The sequence below is a fragment of the Rhizobium sp. NPDC090279 genome (assembly GCF_044769665.1).
Classification (GTDB): domain Bacteria; phylum Pseudomonadota; class Alphaproteobacteria; order Rhizobiales; family Rhizobiaceae; genus Rhizobium.
The window spans coordinates 312,157-330,740 of record NZ_JBIVYI010000002.1; the positions used below are offsets into that span (position 1 = coordinate 312,157).

Genomic DNA, 18,584 nt, shown 5'->3' on the forward strand with positions numbered 1-18,584 from the left:
AAAATCGCAGATACCGAATGTTAGAGCCTGCGGCTCCACCGCTTCAATCCATGTCGGCAAAAATAACACCATATATCTCAACGGCTTGTGAGAATTCTTCAGGCGTCGGGGAATAAGCGCCCAGCGCCATCGATCTTCTTCCTCAGTGGACGGCCGTGATCAGTCGCGACCTCCGCCTGGCCCGAAAAGCCATAACCATGAGGAGATAGTGCGATGTTTGATATGACCCGCCGCGCCGTTCTCGGCACGGCCGCAGCCGCGGCAGCCTTCGGGCTGTCGTCGAAGCTCGAATTCATTCCGCAAGCCTTTGCCGCGACGCCGCTGGAGCCGACAGTCGGCTTCTATAAATACAAGGTCGGCTCGATCGAGGTGACGGCCATTTATGACGGTATCTGGCGCAAGCCGCATGATCCGGCCTTCATCAAGAACGCTTCCGTCGACGACACCAAGGAAGCGCTTTCCAAGGCCGGCCTGACCACCGACTTCATGCCCATTCCGCTGACCGTCGTCGTTCTCGATATCGGCGGACGCAAGATCATGATGGATGCTGGCTCCGGCGTCGGGCAGTGGCAGACCAACGCCACGCATCTGCCCGCCAACATGGCCGCCGCCGGCATCGACTACAAGAAGATCGATACGATAATGATCTCGCATTTCCATCCGGACCATGTCTGGGGCTTGATGGAAAAGGGGACGAATGCGGCCGTATTCCCGAATGCCGAGCTGATCGTCAATGCGACCGAATACAATTGGTGGACCGATCCCGGCCGCGTCGACAAGCTGGCTGAGGGACGCAAGGAAGCCGGCCGGCGCATCGCTTCCGTCTTCCCGAAGTGGAAGAACTGGAAGCTTGTCGAGGATAATGCCGAAGTGGTGCCCGGCGTCCATATGCTGGCTGCATACGGCCACACGCCGGGCCATTCCGTCTTCCTCATCGATGGCGGCAGCGAGCAGCTGATGGTCTCGGCCGACATCATGTACGTGCCGGCGCTGCTGGCGCCCCATCCGGAATGGGAAGGCGCCTACGACCAGGACGGTCCGATGGCCGTCGCCACCCGCCGCAGGCTCATCGATCGCGTCATTGCCGACAAGATCAGGATCTGCGGCTCGCATTTCCCGTTTCCGGGCTCGGGTACCTTCGTCAAGGACGGCAATTCATACGGTTTCACCCCCACCATTCAGGCCTGAGCGGCCACACAGAGGAGCATGACCATGTTCAAATACGCCATTTTCGGGATCGCCGGCCTGTGCGCCGTCACCATCCTGCCGGCCGCGACGGCTGGCGTCGCCTTTGCTGTCGACAATATGGAATCGACCGATGCGCCTGATCTGACCTCGGTGCGTGCCAAGATCGATGCGAAGGACTATGCCGGCGCGCTTGCCGAGCTTCGGGATATTGCCGAAGAACACCAGCAGGCCGACGTCTACAACCTGATGGGCTTCACTCTGCGCAAGACCGGCGACTTCAAGACGTCGCTCACCTACTACACCAAGGCCCTCGAGCTACAGCCCGATCACAAGGGCGCGCACGAATATCTCGGCGAACTCTATGTCGAGACCGGCGATATGCCCAAGGCTCGCGAGCAGCTCGCCACACTCACCAAGCTTTGCCCGGCCGGCTGCGAGGAACTTGAGGATCTGACCAAGGCGATCGCCGCCAAGGGAACCAACTAGAGCCCGGCCTCAACCGATCCGGCGGTATTTCCATTCGATCAAGTCGGTGAGATGCCGCCGGATAGCCTGCGGATATTAACGGGAAGGAGATAGGTCATGGAATTCGAAGAGGAGAATGCCGTTCTTGTCAATATGACCGATATGGCATTGCTGTTCGGCCGCATATTGCTGTCGCTGCTCTTTCTGGAAGAGGGCATCGAACTTGCCAGCAATTTCGACAGCGTGTTGGAGGCCATGGCCAGGCTCGGCGTCTCAGCGCCCATCGCGATTGCAACCATCGTGCTGCAGCTTGGCGCCGGCCTTGCCATTGCGTTCGGGCTGATGACCCGACTGGCGGCCTTCGGCCTCGGCCTGTTCTGCCTGCTGACGGCAACGCTGTTTCACACGAATTTCGCCAGCCACAACGAGCTGCTGCATTTCGAAAAGGATCTGGCGATCGCAGGCGGCATGTTCGCCCTGATCGTCGCCGGCGCCGGCAAGCTGTCGCTCGACATGCTCATCCGGCGTCATTGGAAGACGAGGCTCGCCGCTTGAGCCCGTCGATCGTGAGGTGAGCCGCGCTTACAAGATCGGCTCACCGGATTGCCCGCCTGCAAACGTCAGGACACTTTCTTGAAGCTTGGAAGCGTTGCGAAGAGTTCCACCGACTTCAAACGTGCCTCTATGTCGTGAACCGGCATCGAAATGATGACCTCATCGGCTTCGGTGTCCTTGATGAATCGCGAAAGCTTTGCCTCTGCCGTGGCGGGAGAGCCGACCACGGCGTAGCGCAGCGTATTTTCCACATTCAGCTTTTCCATCGGCGTCCAAAAATCGTCCATGTCGTTGCGCGGGCGCGGGAAGGGGCCGCGCACGTTGCGGCGCAGATTGACGAATTGCTGTTGTGCGGAGGTGAAGTGATATCGTGCCTCCTCGTCCGTATCCGCCACAGCACCCATGACGCCGACCATCACATAGGGCTTGTCGAGTGTGGCCGAAGGGGTGAAGCGGTCGCGGTATATGGCGATGGCATCCATCAGGGCTTCCGGTGCAAAATGCGAGGCGAAGGCATAGGGCAGGCCGAGCATGGCGGCGAGATGCGCGCTGTAGAGGCTGGAGCCGAGCAGCCAGATGGGTATGCTGGAGCCATGGCCGGGGACGGCGAGGATGATCTGTCCCTCGTCGGCCGGGCTGAAGAGATGCTGTAGTTCGACGATATCCTGAGGGAAGCTCTGCGCGCCGGCATCGATATTGCGGCGCAGGGCCTGCGCCGTGCGCATGTCGGTGCCGGGGGCGCGGCCAAGGCCGAGATCGACGCGGCCGGGAAACAGGGCTTCCAGCGTGCCGAACTGTTCGGCAATGACCAGCGGCGAATGGTTCGGCAGCATGACGCCGCCAGAGCCGATGCGGATGCGCGAGGTTGCGGCGCCGACATGGCCGATGACGACTGACGTCGCGGCGCTGGCGATCCCAGGCATGCCGTGATGTTCGGCGAGCCAGAACCTGTTGTAGCCCAGCTCTTCCGCCTTCTGCGCCATGCGCTTCGAACTGTCGAAGGACTGGCTAATGGTGCTGCCTTCGGCAACGGGCGAAAGATCGAGGATGGAAAAGGGAACCATGGCAAGAAACCTGCGTGGTGGAAGGGAGGGTTGCTTCCACATGTAGGAGCGTTGCCCGCTCATTCCAAACCCTGCCGCCGCAATTTCGTCACGATGTTTTCAGCGCGACTGCAGCCGTGGCAATCTGTGTCTTGTTTTTGTTTTGTTCACATTTTGCTGGCACATGTCAGGCCTGAAAGATAGGTTGACCTATGCAGAATACGATTCGCATCATCGGCATCGACCCAGGCCTGCGCCGCACCGGATGGGGCATCATCGACACGCTCGGAAACTCGCTGCGCTTCGTGGCGTCGGGAACCGTGACCTCGGACGGTGACATGGATCTCGCATCCCGCCTTTGCCAGCTGCACGACGGGCTTGCGGAGATCGTCCACAGCTATCAACCGGATGAGGCCGCCGTCGAGCAGACCTTCGTCAACAAAGATGCGGTGGCGACGCTCAAGCTCGGCCAGGCGCGCGGCGTCGTCATGCTGGTGCCGGCGCGCGCTGGTCTGCCGGTGTCGGAATATGCGCCGAACGCAGTCAAGAAAGCCGTCATCGGCGTCGGCCACGGCGAAAAGCAGCAGATTCACATGATGCTGAAGATCCTGATGCCCAAGGTTGAATTCAAGGGCAATGACGCGGCCGATGCGCTCGCCATCGCCATTTGTCACGCCCACAACCGAGGCGCCAGCCGGCTGCGGCAGGCAGCGCTGGCCGGGTAGGTTGTTCTTGACTTGTTCTTGTGGTAATGATAATTCTTACTGCAAGATCGGAGAGTAAGAATGCGGGTGACATCCAAAGGGCAGGTGACCATTCCTCGTGACTTGCGTGAGTTGGCCGGCATAGAGCTCAACAGTGAAGTCATATTTTCCGTCGAGGATGGAAAACTGGTTGTCTCGCCCAAGAATGGCAAGCGGGAAATCGAGGATCGACAGCGCCTCGATCGGCTCATGGCTACGCTCAAGCGCCTGGAAGGCACCGGCGATCAGGATATAGACGCCGAAGCGCTGATGTCGATGACGCGTGACCGGTAAGTATGGTCACCATCGTCGACACGAATGTGTTGGTTGATCTGGCGATATCTGGTTCAGCTTGGCATGGTTGGTCCAGCGGACAGGTTCTTTCCGCGTTCAAGCGAGGAGCAGTTGTTATCAACCCCATAATCTATGCGGAATTCTCGGTGCGTTACGGCAGTATGGATCAAGTGGATGAGCTGCTGCCGCAAAGCGAGTTTCGCCGTGAAAGCCTGCCCTGGTCAGCAGCATTCGCTGCGGCGGCTGCTTTCAGGATTTATCGTCAGGCTGGCGGCGGTAGAGAGCGCATTCTTCCTGATTTTCTGATTGGCGCGCACGCTGCGGTGCGCGGCTATTCCATATTGACGCGGGACCCCAAAGGCTACCGTTCCTACTTTCCTTCGCTCGACCTCATCACCCCCGAAACCCATCCCTGACGGACACAACTCATGATCGGCAAGCTGAAAGGCACAATCGAAGAGATCGGCGAGGACTATGTGCTCGTGGATGTGCACGGTGTCTGCTACGTCGCCTATTGTTCGGCCCGCGCATTGTCCAAACTCGGCTCCGTCGGCGAGGCCTGCATTCTCTTCATCGAGACCTATGTGCGCGAGGATCAGATCCGGCTCTTCGGCTTCACCACGGTATTGGAGCGGGAGTGGTTCAACATCCTTCAGACCGTGCAGGGTGTCGGTGCCAAGGTGGCGCTTGCGCTGTTGTCGACCTTGACGCCGGCAGAGCTTGCCAATGCGATCGCGTTGCAGGATCGTGCCGCCGTTTCCCGCGCGCCGGGCGTCGGCCCGAAGGTCGCGATGCGCATCATGACCGAGCTGAAGAACAAGGCTCCAGCCTTTGCCGGCGATGTGGCCAATATCGGCTTGAAGCAGGAGCTGGGCGAAGGGGTCGCCGCGGCACCCGTCGCCGATGCCGTTTCGGCACTCACCAATCTCGGCTATTCGCGCGATCAGGCCGCCAACGCCGTCGCAGCGGCGATGAAACTGGCCGGCGAGGGCGCCGACAGTGCCAAGTTGATCCGGTTCGGCTTGAAGGAACTGGCGCGGTGAGGCTTTGCACCTTCGGCATTCCTTACTATTGTCTCAAAGTCGGGAGATCGACTTGCGACGCGCCTGCGTGAGGGAATATTTTGAACGCGGCAGATTCGATGCCGCTTTCTGTGCGGGAGCAGGGAAACGCATATCTGGAATGGAACCGCTGACATGAGTGAAGCCGCACGTCTGATATCGCCGGAAAAACGTGGCGAAGACATCGATGTGACGCTCAGACCGCAATCGCTGGACGAATTCACCGGCCAGGCAGAGGCGCGCGCCAATCTGAAGATCTTCATCGAGGCGGCCAAGGGGCGCGGCGAGGCGCTGGACCATGTGCTGTTCGTCGGTCCGCCGGGTCTCGGCAAGACGACGCTGGCGCAGATCATGGCAAAGGAACTCGGCGTCAATTTCCGCTCGACCTCCGGTCCGGTCATCGCCAAGGCGGGCGATCTTGCCGCACTCCTCACCAATCTCGAGGAGCGCGACGTGCTCTTCATCGATGAGATCCATCGCCTCAACCCGGCCGTGGAGGAAATCCTCTATCCCGCCATGGAGGATTTCCAGCTCGATCTCATCATCGGCGAGGGCCCGGCCGCACGCTCGGTGAAGATCGATCTCGCCAAGTTCACGCTGGTTGCCGCGACGACGCGTCTCGGGCTGTTGACGACGCCGCTGCGCGATCGTTTCGGCATCCCGGTCCGGCTGAGCTTTTATACCGTTGAAGAGCTCGAACTGATCGTCCGGCGCGGCGCCAGGCTGATGGGCCTCGGCATGACGGATGAAGGCGCGCGCGAGATTGCACGCCGCGCTCGGGGAACGCCGCGCATCGCCGGCCGCCTGCTGCGGCGCGTGCGCGATTTCGCCGAAGTGGCCAAGGTCGAGGCGGTGACGCGTGAGATCGCCGACGAGGCTCTGACGCGACTTCTGGTCGACAATGTCGGCTTCGATCAGCTCGACAAGCGCTATCTCAACATGATCGCGGTCAATTTTGGTGGCGGCCCCGTGGGTATCGAGACGATTGCCGCTGGTCTTTCCGAGCCGCGCGACGCGATCGAGGACATCATCGAGCCCTACATGATCCAGCAGGGTTTCATTCAGCGTACGCCCCGCGGTCGCGTCCTGACAGCGATTGCCTGGAAACATTTGGGCCTGCAGCCGCCCAAGGATCTGGAGGCCGCGCAGTTCCGGTTGTTCCAGGGAGACGAATGAATGCTCGGCCGTCGTGCCTTCTTAAAGCTTTTCGGCGGCAGCGTATTCGGTTTGATGGCACTCGGGGGATATGCCCTCGGATATGAACCCGTCATCCGCCTCAATGTGACCCGATATGCCCTGACGCCACCTCGATGGACACCGGGGCTGAAGCTCAGGATCGTGGCGCTTGCCGATTTCCATGCCTGCGAACCGTGGATGAACCGCGAGCGCATTGCCTCGATCTGCGCTCACGCCAATGAACTCGGCGGCGACATCATCGTTCTGCTCGGCGATTACACGTCTGGGACAGATCTGATCACCGCCCGCGTCGATCATCGTATATGGGCATCGGAACTGGCAAAGCTGAAGGCGCCCTTGGGTGTTCATGCCATCATTGGCAATCACGACTGGTGGCACGATGCGGCCGCTCAGAGAAGCGGGCATGGTCCCACTTTCAGCCACAGGGCCCTGGCTGGCGTCGGCATTGAGGTCTATTCCAATCGCTCCGCGCGGCTGGAAAAGGACGGGCAGGGGTTCTGGCTTGCCGGTGTCGAGGATCAGCTTGCTCTGCGCCGGAGCATGCGGTGGAAAAGACCCTTCACGAAGGGGCTCGACGATCTCGGTGGTACGCTGGCGCAGATTACGGATGATGCGCCCGTCATCCTTCTTGCACATGAGCCGGATATTTTCCCGACCGTTCCGCAGCGGGTGTCGCTCACGCTGTCCGGACATACGCATGGCGGGCAGGTCAGGATTTTCGGCTGGTCGCCCTATTCGCCGTCGCGGTATGGCGACAGGTATGTCTACGGCCACATCGTGGAAGAAGACCGTCATATCATCGTTTCCGGTGGTCTCGGCTGCTCCATTGCCCCGGTTCGCTTCGGTGTTCCGCCTGAAATCGTCGTGGTCGATGTGGGATGAAGATCGTGTCGAAACGAAAGCTCATCAGATTGAATGCCGGCCGCTCGCGATTCCAGATGCGGGTGGCGGGCCTTGGTTTTCGTGACGGGCATGTGCTTGTCCACCGGGCCGAGCACGAGACATTCTGGACCTTTCCTGGCGGACGTGCGGAGATCGGCGAGACGTCGGAGGAAACCCTGCGGCGGGAAATGGTCGAGGAACTGGGCGTCGACGTGACGGTCGGGCGCCTCCTCTGGTCGGTGGAGAATTTCTTTCGTTACGAGCAGCGCGACTGGCATGAACTTGGTCTCTATTATCTGATGGACCTACCGCGCAGCTTCCCGTTCTCGCCGGACGAAATCGTGCATCGCATCCAGGATGGCGATGACAATCTGGAATTCAAATGGGTACGCGCCACGCGCCAGGCGCTGGTTGCGCTCGATATCCCGCCCTATTTCATTGCCGAGGAAATCGAGAACCTGCCCGTAACGCCGCGCCACCTCGTCTGGCGCGACGGCGATCTCGACGGGGCTCAATGAGGAGGTTCCATGTCCGATTTTGATCCCGTTCGCAGCTTTCGCAAGCTTGCCTACAACAACGCTTTGGCGAATGTCCGGCTGCATCGGGCTTGTGCCGCATTGAAACCCGGTGAATTCGAAGCGAGGCGTATCAGCTTCTTTCCATCGATCAAGGCGACCCTCAATCATATCCTGACCGTCGACTGGTTCTATGTCGATGCACTGGAAGGCGGCACTCTGGGCCTGAAAGCTTTCGAAGTCGACGAGCCGTATGATCGCCTGGACGAATTGAGCCGGGAGCAGGCGGAGGTGGATCGCCGGCTCGTCGCTTTCTGCGAACGCCTGACGCCGGAGGCAGCCATGCGGATCGTTGATATTCACCGCAGCGGCCGCATCCAGCGGGAGCGGGCTGACGACGTGCTGAACCATCTGTTCCAGCACCAGACCCATCATCGAGGCCAGGTGCATGCGATGCTTTCCGGAACCAGTGTTGCGCCGCCGCAGCTCGACGAATTCGTCGTTTCCGACGATGCGCGCTTCAGAGGCCAGGAATTGGCTGCACTTGATTGGGACGAGATGAAACTGATGCGCTGACGCCGGTATGGCCCGGGGCCGACTTTGCCAGTGTCTCTATCGTTTGCCGGAGCAAGGTCTTGCCGCCGCCCTGCCATCCGAGCGCGCTGATCTTCGACGCATCCATGGCACGGACCAGGTCATGAGGCGCGGGTACAGGCAGCCCGTGCGGACAGTCCGTTGCGCTCTGGAGATGGCTCAGGATTTCGTGCGTATCGGCCAGAATGTCGGACAGATTGAAGGCCTCGCCGTCGATGCGGCCTGTTTCCGTTTCCAGCAAAAGGCGAACCGCGCGGCCGAGATCGCGGCCGTGGACTTCGGTGCCGGCGCGGGACGGAACCGGCTTGCCCTTGAGGTAGTCGTCGAACAGCCCATCCCATTTATTGGGCCGCAGGTCGCCATAGACGCCCGTCGCTCTGAGGCTCGCGGTCGCGAAGCCGGGAGCGGAGAGGGAGAACAGCGCGTGTTCGGCGTCGCGCTTCACTTGGCCATACAGCGTATTCGGCATCGGCCTGGTCGCCTCGGTCAGTTGTTCTCCGGCAATCCCATCGCCGTAGACGGCGCGGGAAGACAGGAAGATGCAGCGCCGGATGCCGGCCTTTCTGGCGGTCTCGAACAGCTTGACCGTGCCGTCCAGATTGAGCCGGCGAAAGCCTTCCGGATCTTCGCCTTCGCCACCGCGATATTTGCCGGTGACATGGCTGAAGGCCGCATGCACGAAGAAATAGGCGTCGTCGAAGGTGCAGCTCTGATTTTCTGCAGGGTCGAGGCTCAAGGGCACAAAGGTGACGGGCTGCGAAAAGTGGCCCGATGGCGGCGGATTGCGCCCGCCGATTGCAACCTTGTATCCGGCCGACAGCAGCTCTTCGGCTATGTATCGACCGACGAGGCCCGTTCCGCCTGAAATGAGGACTTTCATGCCGCGGCTCTGGGATTTGCGAGCGTAGCGATATCGGGCATGTTTCGGCCGGTATGGAAGTTGTGCCAGAGGTCGATCAATGGCCCCAGTTGCTCGGCTTTGGGATGATTTTTCTCCCATGGCTTCTCGTATTGGTAGTGCAGGATCGAGACGCTGTTCCAGTCCCAGAGCTCTGGCATGCTGAACCAGACATATTGCAGCATGTTCATGAAGATTGGCAGTCCGTGCCAATCCGGGAAGAATGCCTCGAGGAAGGTCTGATCGGTGCGGCGCCAGAAGACGTCGGGACGGTCGAGGTGCTCCAGCATCTGCTGAAAGGTCGCAAGCGACGGCTTGGCGACGAAGACGCCCGAGTTCAGCCGGTGAAAATCGGCAAGGCTTTCGTAGACGTTCGGCGCGGCGGAAAATTCCGGGTAGTCGAAGAGCCGGTCGACATTTTTCAGCACCAGCGCGTCCGCGTCGATGAAGACGCAGGTGTCATATTCGATCAGCTGCCAGAGCCGCAGCTTGCAGAAATTGTCGAGCGGCGTGTGGAAGGAAGGCTTGCGCCCCTTTGCAAACGGAGCGGCGGCATGAAGATTGCCGCGGGCATGCCGCTCGTTGAAAGCGTCGGACAGAGGCAGATGTTCGACTTCGATCAGCCGGCAGTCGAGTGCCGTGAGCCGGGCGACGTCGTCTTCGCCGACCCCTTCCGTATACAGCACGACGATATCCGCCTTGGTGCCGCTGCGAACGATCGAGCGTGCCAGCGCCACGGCACCCATGGCATAGTCGGCATTCGTGACGAGCGTCACGAATGCCTGGCCGGAGCGGGGGCGGGTTTGCGGGCGCAAACCTTGCAGCATTTCGCTTCCCAGCATCATGACACGGATTTCAACCTCTTGCCTTCTGGATCGTGGTTGACCGTCGCGGCGATATCCTTGGTCCAGGCGGAAACGGCCGGAACGCGCGAACGATCGACGCGGTAGGCGTATTTCTTGGCGACATCGACGATTTCGCCGAGAAGGCCGGCCTCCAGCGTGATCGGCGCCAGCCCGAGATCGAGGAACTTGTCGTTCTTGACGATCAGTTCGTTCTCGGGGGCTTCCTTGCGCGGGTTGGGCAGGCGGACGACTTCAGCGCCGCTCATCTTGGCGATCATCTCGGCGAGATCGCGCACGCGATGGGTTTCCGTCATCTGGTTGAAGATTTCGACGCGGGCGCCGCGGGCCGGCGGGTTCTTCAGCGCCAGCTCGATGCAGCGCACGGAATCCTGAATATGGATGAAGGCGCGCGTCTGGCCGCCGGTGCCGTGCACGGTGAGGGGATAGCCGATCGCCGCCTGGATGAGGAAGCGGTTGAGCACCGTGCCATAGTCGCCGTCGTAGTCGAAACGGTTGATAAGCTGCGTGTGCCGGCGCGTCTGCTCGGTATGCGTGCCCCAGACGATGCCCTGGTGCAGGTCGGTGATCCGGAGGCCATCGTTCTTGGCATAGAACTGGAAAAGCAGCTGATCGAGGCATTTCGTCATATGGTAGATCGAGCCGGGATTGGCCGGATAGAGGATCTCCTGGCTGACGGTGCGGCCATCGGCTGTCTCGATGCCGACGGGCAGATAGCCTTCGGGAATGGCGGCGCCGATTGTCGAATAGCCGTAGACGCCCATGGTGCCGAGATGCACGAGATGCGCGTCGAGATTGAGCTCGACCAGCGCGTTCAGGAGATTGTGCGTTGCGTTGACGTTGTTGTTGACCGTGTAGTTCTTGTGGCGGTCGCTCTTCATCGAATAGGGGGCTGCGCGCTGCTCGGCGAAATGCACGATCGCATCGGGGCGATGCTCGGCCAGCCACTTTTTCAGGAGCTCATAGTCCTTGGCGAGATCGATGAGGTTGAAGTGGATGCGGCGGCCGGTTTCTGCGTGCCAGATACGGGTGCGCTCCTGGATCGAGTCCATCGGCGTCAGCGACTGGACGCCCAATTCCGTATCGATCCAGCGGCGAGAGAGATTGTCGAGGATATGGACCTCATGACCGGCGTCGGAGAGATGGAGCGAGGTTGGCCAGCCGATGAATCCGTCGCCGCCCATAACCGCTATTTTCATGAGAATTTTCCTTCTGCGCCGATCCGCTAGCCGGCACCATCCCGGATAGTCGGACTCTATGACAATTGTTGAAAGCTTGCTTGATGGCGGAAGTTCGGCCAAAGAGATGCCGGACACTCAAGGAGATGCGGCAACGATGAACAGCCCCTTTCTGATAGCTGGGGAACTGGAAGCCGGAAGCCACCGGCTGGTGCAGCGAGTCTATTACGAGGATACGGATTTTTCCGGCCTCGTCTATCACGCGCGCTACCTGCATTTCCTCGAGCGTGGCCGCACGGACTATCTGCGCTGTCTCGGAGTGGAACAGCGCGAACTGCTGAATGCCGACGAAGAAGGGCTGGTTTTTGTCGTTCATCGCATGGAGATCGACTTCAAGGGGCCGGCGCGCATGGATGACGTGCTGACGATCCGAACGGTGACGGAAAAGGCCGGCGGCGCCAAGATGGTGCTGTCCCAGGAGATACGCCGCGACGATACTTTGCTGATCGCCGCCAAGGTCATCATCGCCGTGATCAACGCGAAGGGGCGACCGCGCCGCTTGCCCGAAAAGCTCGCCGCGCAGATGCTCGCCGCATCCGAATCCGTCGTCTAGCACGGCATTTCAACGGCTCGCGAGAAGCGGCGACTTGCAAAGATATAACCAATTATCCGTCGGCGCTTGCCAAAACTTGAGTTTTATGTGAAGGAATTCGCCGCGCAAGCTTTGTCTGCGTTAGCCGCCGGTTTCGTCCGGTCAGTTCTTCCCTGGAGCTAGAATAACCTTCGCCGCCGTTAAATCCTTCATGTTTCGACGCTAACATTCTTTTAACCATAATAGTGTCTTACTGGTTCTGTCGGAGTTTGTGCGATGCACGCCTTCCTTTGACCAAATTTGACGGCAAGAAGGCAGTTGTAAGCTTGGAAGGCTTGACCAGGGCGTTCAGCGGCGGCTGCCAAACAATTCTTGTGAGATCACTTTTAGCCGCCCGGTCTAGCGCCGGGCGTTTGGATTCGGGGATTTTGGATCAATGGAACAAGTAGCATTGGCAGCGGCCACCACACCGGACATCACCCTCTGGTCGCTATTCATGCAGGCGGGCTTGGTCGTCAAGCTCGTCATGATCGGCCTTCTGGCCGCATCCGTGTGGACGTGGGCAATCGTCATCGACAAATATCTGAGCTACGCGCGAGCGCGCCGTCAGTTCGATCATTTCGAGCAGGTCTTCTGGTCTGGCCAGTCGCTCGAAGAGCTTTACCGGACGCTTTCGGAGCGCAATAACACAGGTTTGAGCGCGATCTTCGTCGCAGCGATGCGGGAATGGAAGAAGTCGTTCGAGCGCGGCGCCCGTTCGCCGATCGGCCTGCAGATGCGTATCGACCGCGCCATGGATGTCACACTGGCCCGCGAATCGGAACATCTGACCGCCCGTCTCGGATCGCTCGCGACCATCGGCTCGGCCGGTCCGTTCATCGGTCTTTTCGGTACGGTCGTCGGTATCATGACCTCGTTCCAGGCGATCGCCGGTTCGAAGTCGACCAACCTTGCGGTTGTTGCGCCCGGTATCGCCGAAGCGCTGCTGGCAACCGCCATCGGTCTGGTCGCCGCTATTCCGGCCGTTATCGCCTACAACAAGTTCTCTGGCGACGCCGGCAAGCTCTCGGGACGCATGGAAGGTTTCGCGGACGAATTCTCCGCCATTCTTTCGCGCCAGATCGATGAGAAGCTGCAGCCGCGCCAGGCTGCTCAGTAAGTCGCGGACAGAACCGGAGTATTCACATGGGAATGTCTGTTGGAGGCAATGGTGGCGGCGGTGGCCGCCGTGGCGGGCGTCGCGGCGGAAGCCGAAGCGGCCCGATTTCCGAGATTAACGTGACGCCGCTGGTCGACGTCATGCTCGTTTTGCTCATCATCTTCATGGTGGCGGCGCCGATGATGACCTCGGGCGTGCCGATCGACCTGCCGCAGACGCAGGCCGGCGCACTGAACGCCCAGACCCAGCCGATCACGATCTCGATCAAGGCCGATGGCCAGGTGTTCATCGGGGAATCGCAAATCCAGGCTACCGAAATCTCGGACAAGCTGAAGGCGATCGCCACGACTGGCTACAGTGAACGCATCTTCGTCAAGGGCGATGCGAAAGCGCCTTACGGCGTCATCGCCGACGTCATGTCACGCATTCAGGAAGCCGGTTACAAGAATATCGGCCTGGTTACGCAGCAGCAGACAACGGATCACTGACGAACCGACATGAAGCGCAGTATTGCTACATCTGCTGTCATTCATATCTTGGTGCTGGTCGGCGCCATGGTGACACTGAGTGCGCCGGCGCCGCTGGAGACGCCGGAAAGCACGGCAATGGATGTCGATATCGTGCAGGCGGACCAGCTCCAGCAGGGTGAGAAGAAGGCGCCGGTGACGGATCACGTCTCGCGCAAGCAGACCACGAAGCAGGATCAGGTCGCCAACGCTCAGAATGTTGGCGAAAACAACGTCGATATCAAGAACCCGGTCGTGCCGACCAAACGGCCGGAGAGCGACACGGCGGCACTGGCGCCGAAGAAGGTGGATGCGCCCGTTCCGCAAAATGATCCGCGGCCGAACGACGTCAAGACGATCGAGCAGAAGGACACCGAGGCTGCGCCGAAGGAAGTGGCCGCCATCCCGCAGCAAAAGCCGGAAGTGACTCCTGCTCCGACGCCGAAGACCGACCCTGCGCCGCCGACTCCGAAGGTCGATGCGACGCCAACGCCACCGCCAACCCAGGAGCAGGCCGAAATCCCGGTCCCGAACAATGTTCCCGTACCGGATATCAAGCCGCAGCCGACGCCGCCGAAAGCCGCCGAGCAGAAGCCCGAGGTCAAGCCTGCTCCGAAGCCGGACGTGAAGGTGGCCGACGCCAAGCCGACCGACAAGACAACCACCCAGAGCACCAGCAAGAACACCTCTGCCGACGACGGCAAGAAGGATGCTGACAAGAAGCGCGAGACGGCCAAGGCCTCCAACAAGGGCTTGGACGACGGTCTTGCCGATGAGATCGCCAACGTTCTCAACAACACATCGTCAAAGGGCGGTGCGAAGCGGTCGTCACAGCAGGCTTCGGCAGGTGCGGATACGCAGGTCAACACGCGCGGCGGCATGAAATCGCTTGGCGCCGGCAAGCTTAGCCAGAGCCAGCAGGATGGCTTGCGCGATTTGATCCAGAAGTACTGGAATCTGACTCCTGGACTTGAAGGTGCCGGTGACGTGCGCGTCAAGGTGCACTTCAGGCTCGACAAGTCGGGGCAGATCGTTGGCGAGCCTGAAGCGAGCACGAGCGGCGGACCGTCGTCGACGCAGGCTGCGATGCAGGGCGCCGCCGTGCGCGCTGTCTTGAGGGCGCAATCGGAGTATCTGAAGATTCTTCCGGCGGATAAGTACGAGGACTGGCAGGAAGTCGTCGTGAATTTCAGCGCAGCGGATATGGGGATGTGATGCGAGGAGTGCGGCTTTCGGCAAACCACTGTCCTCGCATCGGCCTGTCGTTGATGACGGCTTTCGCGATCATGTCGGCAGCTTCCGTGTGGGCGCCGCCGGCAACTGCCGCCAACGAGGATCGCCTTCGTCATTCTACCATGGAAAACATTCACAACAGCGTCACGGCGAACTGGCTTCCACCTGCCGACATGACGGGCCTAAAAGATGTCCGCGTCCAGATCCGGTTTGAGCTTGATCGCACTGGAAAGATAATTGGCGAGCCAAAGGTGACCATGACTGGCGGCCCCGAAAACACCCAAAAAGCTGTGGCGGCAAGTGCGCTGCGAGCCGTGCTCCGGTCGGCTCCGTTCAAAAACCTGCCAATGGATAAGTATGACGTCTGGAAAGAAGTAGCCATTAGCTTCAACTCGGACGACTTCGGGCATTAATGCTGAAAGGCTTGATACATATGATCAGAAAACCCTTCGTCCGTCTCCTGCTGGTGCTGGCAGGCCTGATGGCAGTGCTGTCCACCCCGGCCTACGCCGTGGTCGAGCTCAACATCAACAAGGGCAACGTTCAGCCCATGCCGATCGCCATCACCGACCTTTTGTCGAATGATACGCTCGGCCAGCAGATCTCGGGCGTGATCGCCGCCGACCTGCAGCGCTCCGGACTGTTCGCTCCGATCAACAAGCAGGCCTTCATCGAGAAGATCACCAATCCGGATTCGACGCCGCGCTTCCAGGACTGGACGTCGATCAACGCGCAGGCGCTGATGACCGGCCGCGTGACGCAGGAAGGCGGCCGCCTTCGCGCCGAGTTCCGCCTCTGGGATACGTTCGGCAACAGCCAGATGATCGGCCAGCAGTTCTATGCCCAGCCGGACAACTGGCGCCGTGTCGCTCACATCATTGCCGACGCGATCTACCAGAAGATCACCGGTGAAAAGGGTTATTTCGACACGCGCGTCGTCTTCGTCTCGGAAAGCGGCCCGAAGACGGCTCGCAAGACGCAGCTCGGCATCATGGATCAGGACGGCGCCAATGTGCGCATGCTGACCGACGGCAGCGACCTCGTGCTGACGCCGCGCTTCTCGCCGAGCCGCCAGGAAGTGACCTACATGTCGTTTGCCAACCAGCAGCCGCGCGTCTATCTGCTGCAGCTGCAGACGGGCCAGCGCGAACTGGTCGGCAATTTCCCCGGCATGACCTTCTCGCCGCGCTTCTCGCCGGATGGCCAGCGCGTCATCATGAGCCTGCAGCAGGAGGGCAACGCCAATATCTATACGATGGACCTGCGCTCGCGCACCACGACGCGCCTGACGTCGACGGCCGCGATCGACACCTCGCCGTCCTATTCGCCCGACGGCTCGCAGATCGCCTTCGAAAGCGACCGCGGCGGCAAGCCGCAGATCTACGTGATGGGCGCGGACGGTTCCAACCAGCGCCGCATTTCCTTCGGCGACGGCTCCTATTCCACGCCGGTCTGGTCGCCGCGCGGCGATCTCATCGCCTTCACCAAGCAGTCCGGCGGCAGCTTCTCCATCGGCGTGATGAAGACGGACGGTTCGGGCGAGCGCCTGCTGACCACCGGCTTCCACAATGAAGGCCCGACCTGGGCGCCGAACGGCCGTGTCATCATGTTCTTCCGCCAGCCGGCCGGCGCCGGCGGCCCGCAGCTCTACTCCATCGATCTCACAGGCTATAACGAGCAGAAAATCCCGACTCCGGGCTTCGCTTCGGACCCGGCGTGGTCGCCGCTTCTCGAGTAGTGAAAAGGCCTGCCACGTTATCGCCGCAAAGTCCTGTGAGGGAACCGTTTCGGGACAATTTTAGGACATCATTAACCATATTCGTTGGAATCCGATTAACCGAACCCGGTTACAGTCTGGCAACCCTGATAGAGAGACTAAGGAGAGACCCGGCCATGAGCCGCATCGCAACCCCGGCCGTTGGCCACATGCAGAACCTCGCCCGCAACCCGATCATGATCGCGCTTTTCGTCGGCCTTTCGCTGGCCGGCTGCGCCTCCAAGAAGGGTCTGCCGAACGATGCCAACGGTCTTGGCCTGAACGGTGCCGGCAATGCTACTCCGGGCTCGCCGCAGGACTTCACGGTCAATGTCGGCGACCGCATCTTCTTCGATACGGATAGCACGTCCATCCGCGCCGACGCCGCCCAGACGCTTGACCGTCAGGCGCAGTGGCTCGCTCGCTATCCGAACTACGCCATCACCGTCGAAGGCCATGCCGACGAGCGCGGCACCCGCGAATACAACCTGGCTCTCGGCGCGCGTCGCGCCTCTGCCGCCAAGGATTATCTCGCTTCGCGCGGCGTTCCGGCCAAGCGCATGAAGACGATCTCCTACGGCAAGGAACGTCCGGTTGCGACCTGCGACGACATCTCCTGCTGGTCGCAGAACCGCCGTGCCGTCACCGTGCTGAACGGCGCTGGTTCCTGATCGTCGAAAGACCAATCAAAATGCAAAAGGCGGCCTCGTGGCCGCCTTTACTTTTTTGACCACACTTTGGCCGAACTCCGTTGCTTTTTGAGAGCAATTGTAAAAATCTCCTGTTCGAGCCCTCAGGCCCGAAGAATCAATAGGACAGGAAGATCCATATGAGAAAACTTGTCATGGCGAGCATGCTTTGTCTCGCTGCCGTCATCGGTAGCGAGCGCGATGCTTCTGCCTTGTCGTTGTTTGGAATCCATCTCGGAGGCCGGGATGCTTCCGCGCAGTCGGCTTCCGGCAATTCCCAAAGACAAGCGCAATACGGCCAGGCACCGGTCATCAACGTTCAAAACAGCGATGCCGAAGTACGCCTGCAGCAGCTCGAGGACCAGATGCGCCAGCTGAACGGCCGCGTCGAGGAAATGAGCTATCAACTTCTGCAGATGCAGGAGACGATTCGCAAGGCGCAGGAAGACAATGAATTCCGCTTCCAGCAGCTCGAAAAGCGTGGTGGCGGCGCACCTGCGCCGGCCGCGGGTGCGGGCGGCACGATGAAGAAGAGCGAGGCCGATGTCCCCTCGCAGGGCGGCGGTGGCCAGCAGGACGATGTCGCCGGCGTCATCTCCGGCTCGCAGAATGGCAACGTGGCCTCGTCGCGCGACAATGGCTCGGGCAAGGCGCCGAGCGAGCTCGGTTCGATCCAGTTCGACCAGAGCGGCGACCAGGTTGGCTCCTCGATGACCGGGACAAACAACGGTTCGGGTGCGCCACCGAGCGCTGGAGGCTCCAGCTCGGGCTCGCAGACGGCTTCGCTCGGCAGCGAGAACGACCAATACAGGGCCGCATACGGCCACGTCCTGTCCGGCGACTATAGTGTCGCCGAGCAGGAGTTCCGTCAGTATCTCGACAGCTATCCGAGCAGCTCGCGGGCCTCGGATGCGAATTTCTGGCTCGGCGAAGCCCTTTATTCGCAGGGCAAGTACAACGAGGCCGCCAAGACCTTCCTGAACGCGCATCAGAAATATAGCGGTTCCGAAAAGGCCCCCGAAATGCTGCTGAAGCTCGGCATGTCGCTTGCGGCACTCGACAACAAGGATACGGCCTGCGCTACGCTTCGCGAGGTGACCAAGCGCTACCCGAAGGCTTCCAAGGCCGTGACCAGCAAGGTCGCCAGCGAAGAGAAGCGGCTTGCCTGCTGAT

General features: G+C 60.6%; 23 protein-coding genes. 19 read left to right on the top strand and 4 right to left on the bottom strand.

Translation table 11 applies throughout. The features are described from left to right. Positions 1-213 precede the first annotated feature (213 nt). The 3 genes from ACIQWP_RS05600 (at position 214) to ACIQWP_RS05610 (ending at position 2,208) form a co-directional block, all read left to right on the top strand. Positions 214-1,188 (top strand): MBL fold metallo-hydrolase, encoded by a 975-nt coding sequence (locus ACIQWP_RS05600; RefSeq protein ID WP_402783304.1) that lies wholly within the window; start codon positions 214-216, stop codon positions 1,186-1,188. A 24-nt stretch (positions 1,189-1,212) separates the two neighbouring features. Continuing rightward, positions 1,213-1,674, top strand: a complete 462-nt coding sequence (locus ACIQWP_RS05605) for a tetratricopeptide repeat protein (RefSeq protein ID WP_402783306.1) — start codon at positions 1,213-1,215, stop codon at positions 1,672-1,674. Between the two features lie 96 nt (positions 1,675-1,770). After that, entirely contained in the window at positions 1,771-2,208 is a 438-nt protein-coding gene (locus tag ACIQWP_RS05610) for a DoxX family protein (RefSeq protein ID WP_402783308.1), read from the top strand. A 65-nt stretch (positions 2,209-2,273) separates the two neighbouring features. Here the strand turns inward: ACIQWP_RS05610 and ACIQWP_RS05615 are convergent, their stop codons facing one another. Continuing rightward, positions 2,274-3,272 carry an LLM class flavin-dependent oxidoreductase gene (locus tag ACIQWP_RS05615; protein ID WP_402784351.1) on the bottom strand — a complete coding sequence of 333 codons (999 nt, stop codon included), beginning with the start codon at positions 3,270-3,272 and terminating at the stop codon, positions 2,274-2,276. A 191-nt stretch (positions 3,273-3,463) separates the two neighbouring features. On the opposite strand from ACIQWP_RS05615, the gene ruvC reads away from it, so the two are divergent. The 8 genes from ruvC to ACIQWP_RS05655 all read left to right on the top strand — a co-directional run bounded on the left by ruvC (position 3,464) and on the right by ACIQWP_RS05655 (position 8,519). Beyond that, positions 3,464-3,976, top strand: a complete 513-nt coding sequence (gene ruvC / locus ACIQWP_RS05620; protein WP_402783310.1) for a crossover junction endodeoxyribonuclease RuvC — start codon at positions 3,464-3,466, stop codon at positions 3,974-3,976. A gap of 60 nt (positions 3,977-4,036) precedes the next feature. After that, entirely contained in the window at positions 4,037-4,288 is a 252-nt protein-coding gene (locus tag ACIQWP_RS05625; RefSeq protein ID WP_402783312.1) for an AbrB/MazE/SpoVT family DNA-binding domain-containing protein, read from the top strand. Between the two features lie 2 nt (positions 4,289-4,290). Then, entirely contained in the window at positions 4,291-4,704 is a 414-nt protein-coding gene (locus ACIQWP_RS05630) for a type II toxin-antitoxin system VapC family toxin (RefSeq protein WP_402783314.1), read from the top strand. Between the two features lie 12 nt (positions 4,705-4,716). Then, complete coding sequence (gene ruvA, locus ACIQWP_RS05635) at positions 4,717-5,331, top strand: Holliday junction branch migration protein RuvA (RefSeq protein ID WP_402783316.1); 615 nt, start codon at positions 4,717-4,719, stop codon at positions 5,329-5,331. Positions 5,332-5,484: 153 nt separating this feature from the next. Continuing rightward, positions 5,485-6,525 carry a Holliday junction branch migration DNA helicase RuvB gene (gene ruvB / locus ACIQWP_RS05640; RefSeq protein WP_402783318.1) on the top strand — a complete coding sequence of 347 codons (1,041 nt, stop codon included), beginning with the start codon at positions 5,485-5,487 and terminating at the stop codon, positions 6,523-6,525. Continuing rightward, positions 6,526-7,428: a metallophosphoesterase gene (locus ACIQWP_RS05645; RefSeq protein ID WP_402783320.1), complete on the top strand. Its 903-nt coding sequence runs from the start codon at positions 6,526-6,528 to the stop codon at positions 7,426-7,428. Positions 7,429-7,433: 5 nt separating this feature from the next. Beyond that, the gene (locus ACIQWP_RS05650; protein WP_402783322.1) at positions 7,434-7,946 is read left to right on the top strand and encodes an NUDIX hydrolase; all 513 of its coding nucleotides are present in this window, start codon (positions 7,434-7,436) and stop codon (positions 7,944-7,946) included. A gap of 9 nt (positions 7,947-7,955) precedes the next feature. Then, positions 7,956-8,519 carry a DinB family protein gene (locus tag ACIQWP_RS05655; protein WP_402783324.1) on the top strand — a complete coding sequence of 188 codons (564 nt, stop codon included), beginning with the start codon at positions 7,956-7,958 and terminating at the stop codon, positions 8,517-8,519. On the opposite strand, the gene ACIQWP_RS05660 is transcribed toward ACIQWP_RS05655, so the two are convergent. Genes ACIQWP_RS05660 through ACIQWP_RS05670 form a run of 3 tightly spaced genes read right to left on the bottom strand, consistent with a single transcriptional unit; the run spans position 8,464 to position 11,497 of the window. Beyond that, on the bottom strand, positions 8,464-9,417 hold the full coding sequence (locus ACIQWP_RS05660; RefSeq protein ID WP_402783326.1) for an NAD-dependent epimerase/dehydratase family protein: 954 nt from the start codon (positions 9,415-9,417) through the stop codon (positions 8,464-8,466). The genes ACIQWP_RS05655 and ACIQWP_RS05660 overlap by 56 nt on opposite strands. After that, complete coding sequence (locus ACIQWP_RS05665) at positions 9,414-10,262, bottom strand: glycosyltransferase (protein ID WP_402783328.1); 849 nt, start codon at positions 10,260-10,262, stop codon at positions 9,414-9,416. Before ACIQWP_RS05665 ends, ACIQWP_RS05660 begins: the two co-directional genes overlap by 4 nt. 14 nt (positions 10,263-10,276) lie before the next feature. Further along, entirely contained in the window at positions 10,277-11,497 is a 1,221-nt protein-coding gene (locus tag ACIQWP_RS05670) for an NAD-dependent epimerase/dehydratase family protein (protein WP_402783330.1), read from the bottom strand. Between the two features lie 136 nt (positions 11,498-11,633). Between ACIQWP_RS05670 and ybgC the strand changes: the two genes are divergently transcribed. From ybgC to ybgF, 8 genes are all read left to right on the top strand, one after another. After that, positions 11,634-12,089: a tol-pal system-associated acyl-CoA thioesterase gene (gene ybgC / locus ACIQWP_RS05675; RefSeq protein ID WP_402783332.1), complete on the top strand. Its 456-nt coding sequence runs from the start codon at positions 11,634-11,636 to the stop codon at positions 12,087-12,089. Between the two features lie 415 nt (positions 12,090-12,504). After that, a complete protein-coding gene (tolQ, locus tag ACIQWP_RS05680) occupies positions 12,505-13,227 on the top strand; it encodes a protein TolQ (protein ID WP_112343405.1) in 723 nt (240 codons plus the stop codon). 26 nt (positions 13,228-13,253) lie between these two features. Then, complete coding sequence (gene tolR / locus ACIQWP_RS05685) at positions 13,254-13,715, top strand: protein TolR (RefSeq protein WP_402783335.1); 462 nt, start codon at positions 13,254-13,256, stop codon at positions 13,713-13,715. Positions 13,716-13,724: 9 nt separating this feature from the next. Beyond that, entirely contained in the window at positions 13,725-14,948 is a 1,224-nt protein-coding gene (locus ACIQWP_RS05690; RefSeq protein WP_402783337.1) for a hypothetical protein, read from the top strand. An 8-nt stretch (positions 14,949-14,956) separates the two neighbouring features. Further along, complete coding sequence (locus tag ACIQWP_RS05695) at positions 14,957-15,379, top strand: cell envelope integrity protein TolA (protein WP_402783339.1); 423 nt, start codon at positions 14,957-14,959, stop codon at positions 15,377-15,379. Continuing rightward, entirely contained in the window at positions 15,379-16,704 is a 1,326-nt protein-coding gene (tolB, locus tag ACIQWP_RS05700) for a Tol-Pal system beta propeller repeat protein TolB (protein WP_402783341.1), read from the top strand. The genes ACIQWP_RS05695 and tolB overlap by 1 nt, the downstream gene beginning before the upstream one ends. Positions 16,705-16,859: 155 nt before the next feature. Beyond that, on the top strand, positions 16,860-17,393 hold the full coding sequence (gene pal, locus ACIQWP_RS05705; protein WP_402783343.1) for a peptidoglycan-associated lipoprotein Pal: 534 nt from the start codon (positions 16,860-16,862) through the stop codon (positions 17,391-17,393). Between the two features lie 158 nt (positions 17,394-17,551). Then, on the top strand, positions 17,552-18,583 hold the full coding sequence (gene ybgF, locus ACIQWP_RS05710; RefSeq protein ID WP_402783345.1) for a tol-pal system protein YbgF: 1,032 nt from the start codon (positions 17,552-17,554) through the stop codon (positions 18,581-18,583). The last annotated feature ends 1 nt before the right edge of the window (position 18,584 follow it).

Bases quoted from the DNA above. Each gene is read 5' to 3' on its own strand.
- ybgF (WP_402783345.1), top strand. From the start codon at position 17,552: ATGAGAAAACTTGTCATGGCGAGCATGCTTTGTCTCGCTGCCGTCATC.
- ACIQWP_RS05615 (WP_402784351.1), bottom strand. From the start codon at position 3,272: ATGGTTCCCTTTTCCATCCTCGATCTTTCGCCCGTTGCCGAAGGCAGC.
- ACIQWP_RS05660 (WP_402783326.1), bottom strand. From the start codon at position 9,417: ATGAAAGTCCTCATTTCAGGCGGAACGGGCCTCGTCGGTCGATACATA.
- tolQ (WP_112343405.1), top strand. From the start codon at position 12,505: ATGGAACAAGTAGCATTGGCAGCGGCCACCACACCGGACATCACCCTC.
- ruvA (WP_402783316.1), top strand. From the start codon at position 4,717: ATGATCGGCAAGCTGAAAGGCACAATCGAAGAGATCGGCGAGGACTAT.
- ACIQWP_RS05665 (WP_402783328.1), bottom strand. From the start codon at position 10,262: ATGCTGCAAGGTTTGCGCCCGCAAACCCGCCCCCGCTCCGGCCAGGCA.
- ACIQWP_RS05625 (WP_402783312.1), top strand. From the start codon at position 4,037: ATGCGGGTGACATCCAAAGGGCAGGTGACCATTCCTCGTGACTTGCGT.
- ACIQWP_RS05610 (WP_402783308.1), top strand. From the start codon at position 1,771: ATGGAATTCGAAGAGGAGAATGCCGTTCTTGTCAATATGACCGATATG.
- ACIQWP_RS05670 (WP_402783330.1), bottom strand. From the start codon at position 11,497: ATGAAAATAGCGGTTATGGGCGGCGACGGATTCATCGGCTGGCCAACC.
- ACIQWP_RS05655 (WP_402783324.1), top strand. From the start codon at position 7,956: ATGTCCGATTTTGATCCCGTTCGCAGCTTTCGCAAGCTTGCCTACAAC.
- ACIQWP_RS05600 (WP_402783304.1), top strand. From the start codon at position 214: ATGTTTGATATGACCCGCCGCGCCGTTCTCGGCACGGCCGCAGCCGCG.
- ACIQWP_RS05605 (WP_402783306.1), top strand. From the start codon at position 1,213: ATGTTCAAATACGCCATTTTCGGGATCGCCGGCCTGTGCGCCGTCACC.
- pal (WP_402783343.1), top strand. From the start codon at position 16,860: ATGAGCCGCATCGCAACCCCGGCCGTTGGCCACATGCAGAACCTCGCC.
- tolB (WP_402783341.1), top strand. From the start codon at position 15,379: ATGCTGAAAGGCTTGATACATATGATCAGAAAACCCTTCGTCCGTCTC.
- ACIQWP_RS05630 (WP_402783314.1), top strand. From the start codon at position 4,291: ATGGTCACCATCGTCGACACGAATGTGTTGGTTGATCTGGCGATATCT.
- ACIQWP_RS05645 (WP_402783320.1), top strand. From the start codon at position 6,526: ATGCTCGGCCGTCGTGCCTTCTTAAAGCTTTTCGGCGGCAGCGTATTC.
- ruvC (WP_402783310.1), top strand. From the start codon at position 3,464: ATGCAGAATACGATTCGCATCATCGGCATCGACCCAGGCCTGCGCCGC.
- ybgC (WP_402783332.1), top strand. From the start codon at position 11,634: ATGAACAGCCCCTTTCTGATAGCTGGGGAACTGGAAGCCGGAAGCCAC.
- tolR (WP_402783335.1), top strand. From the start codon at position 13,254: ATGGGAATGTCTGTTGGAGGCAATGGTGGCGGCGGTGGCCGCCGTGGC.
- ACIQWP_RS05690 (WP_402783337.1), top strand. From the start codon at position 13,725: ATGAAGCGCAGTATTGCTACATCTGCTGTCATTCATATCTTGGTGCTG.
- ruvB (WP_402783318.1), top strand. From the start codon at position 5,485: ATGAGTGAAGCCGCACGTCTGATATCGCCGGAAAAACGTGGCGAAGAC.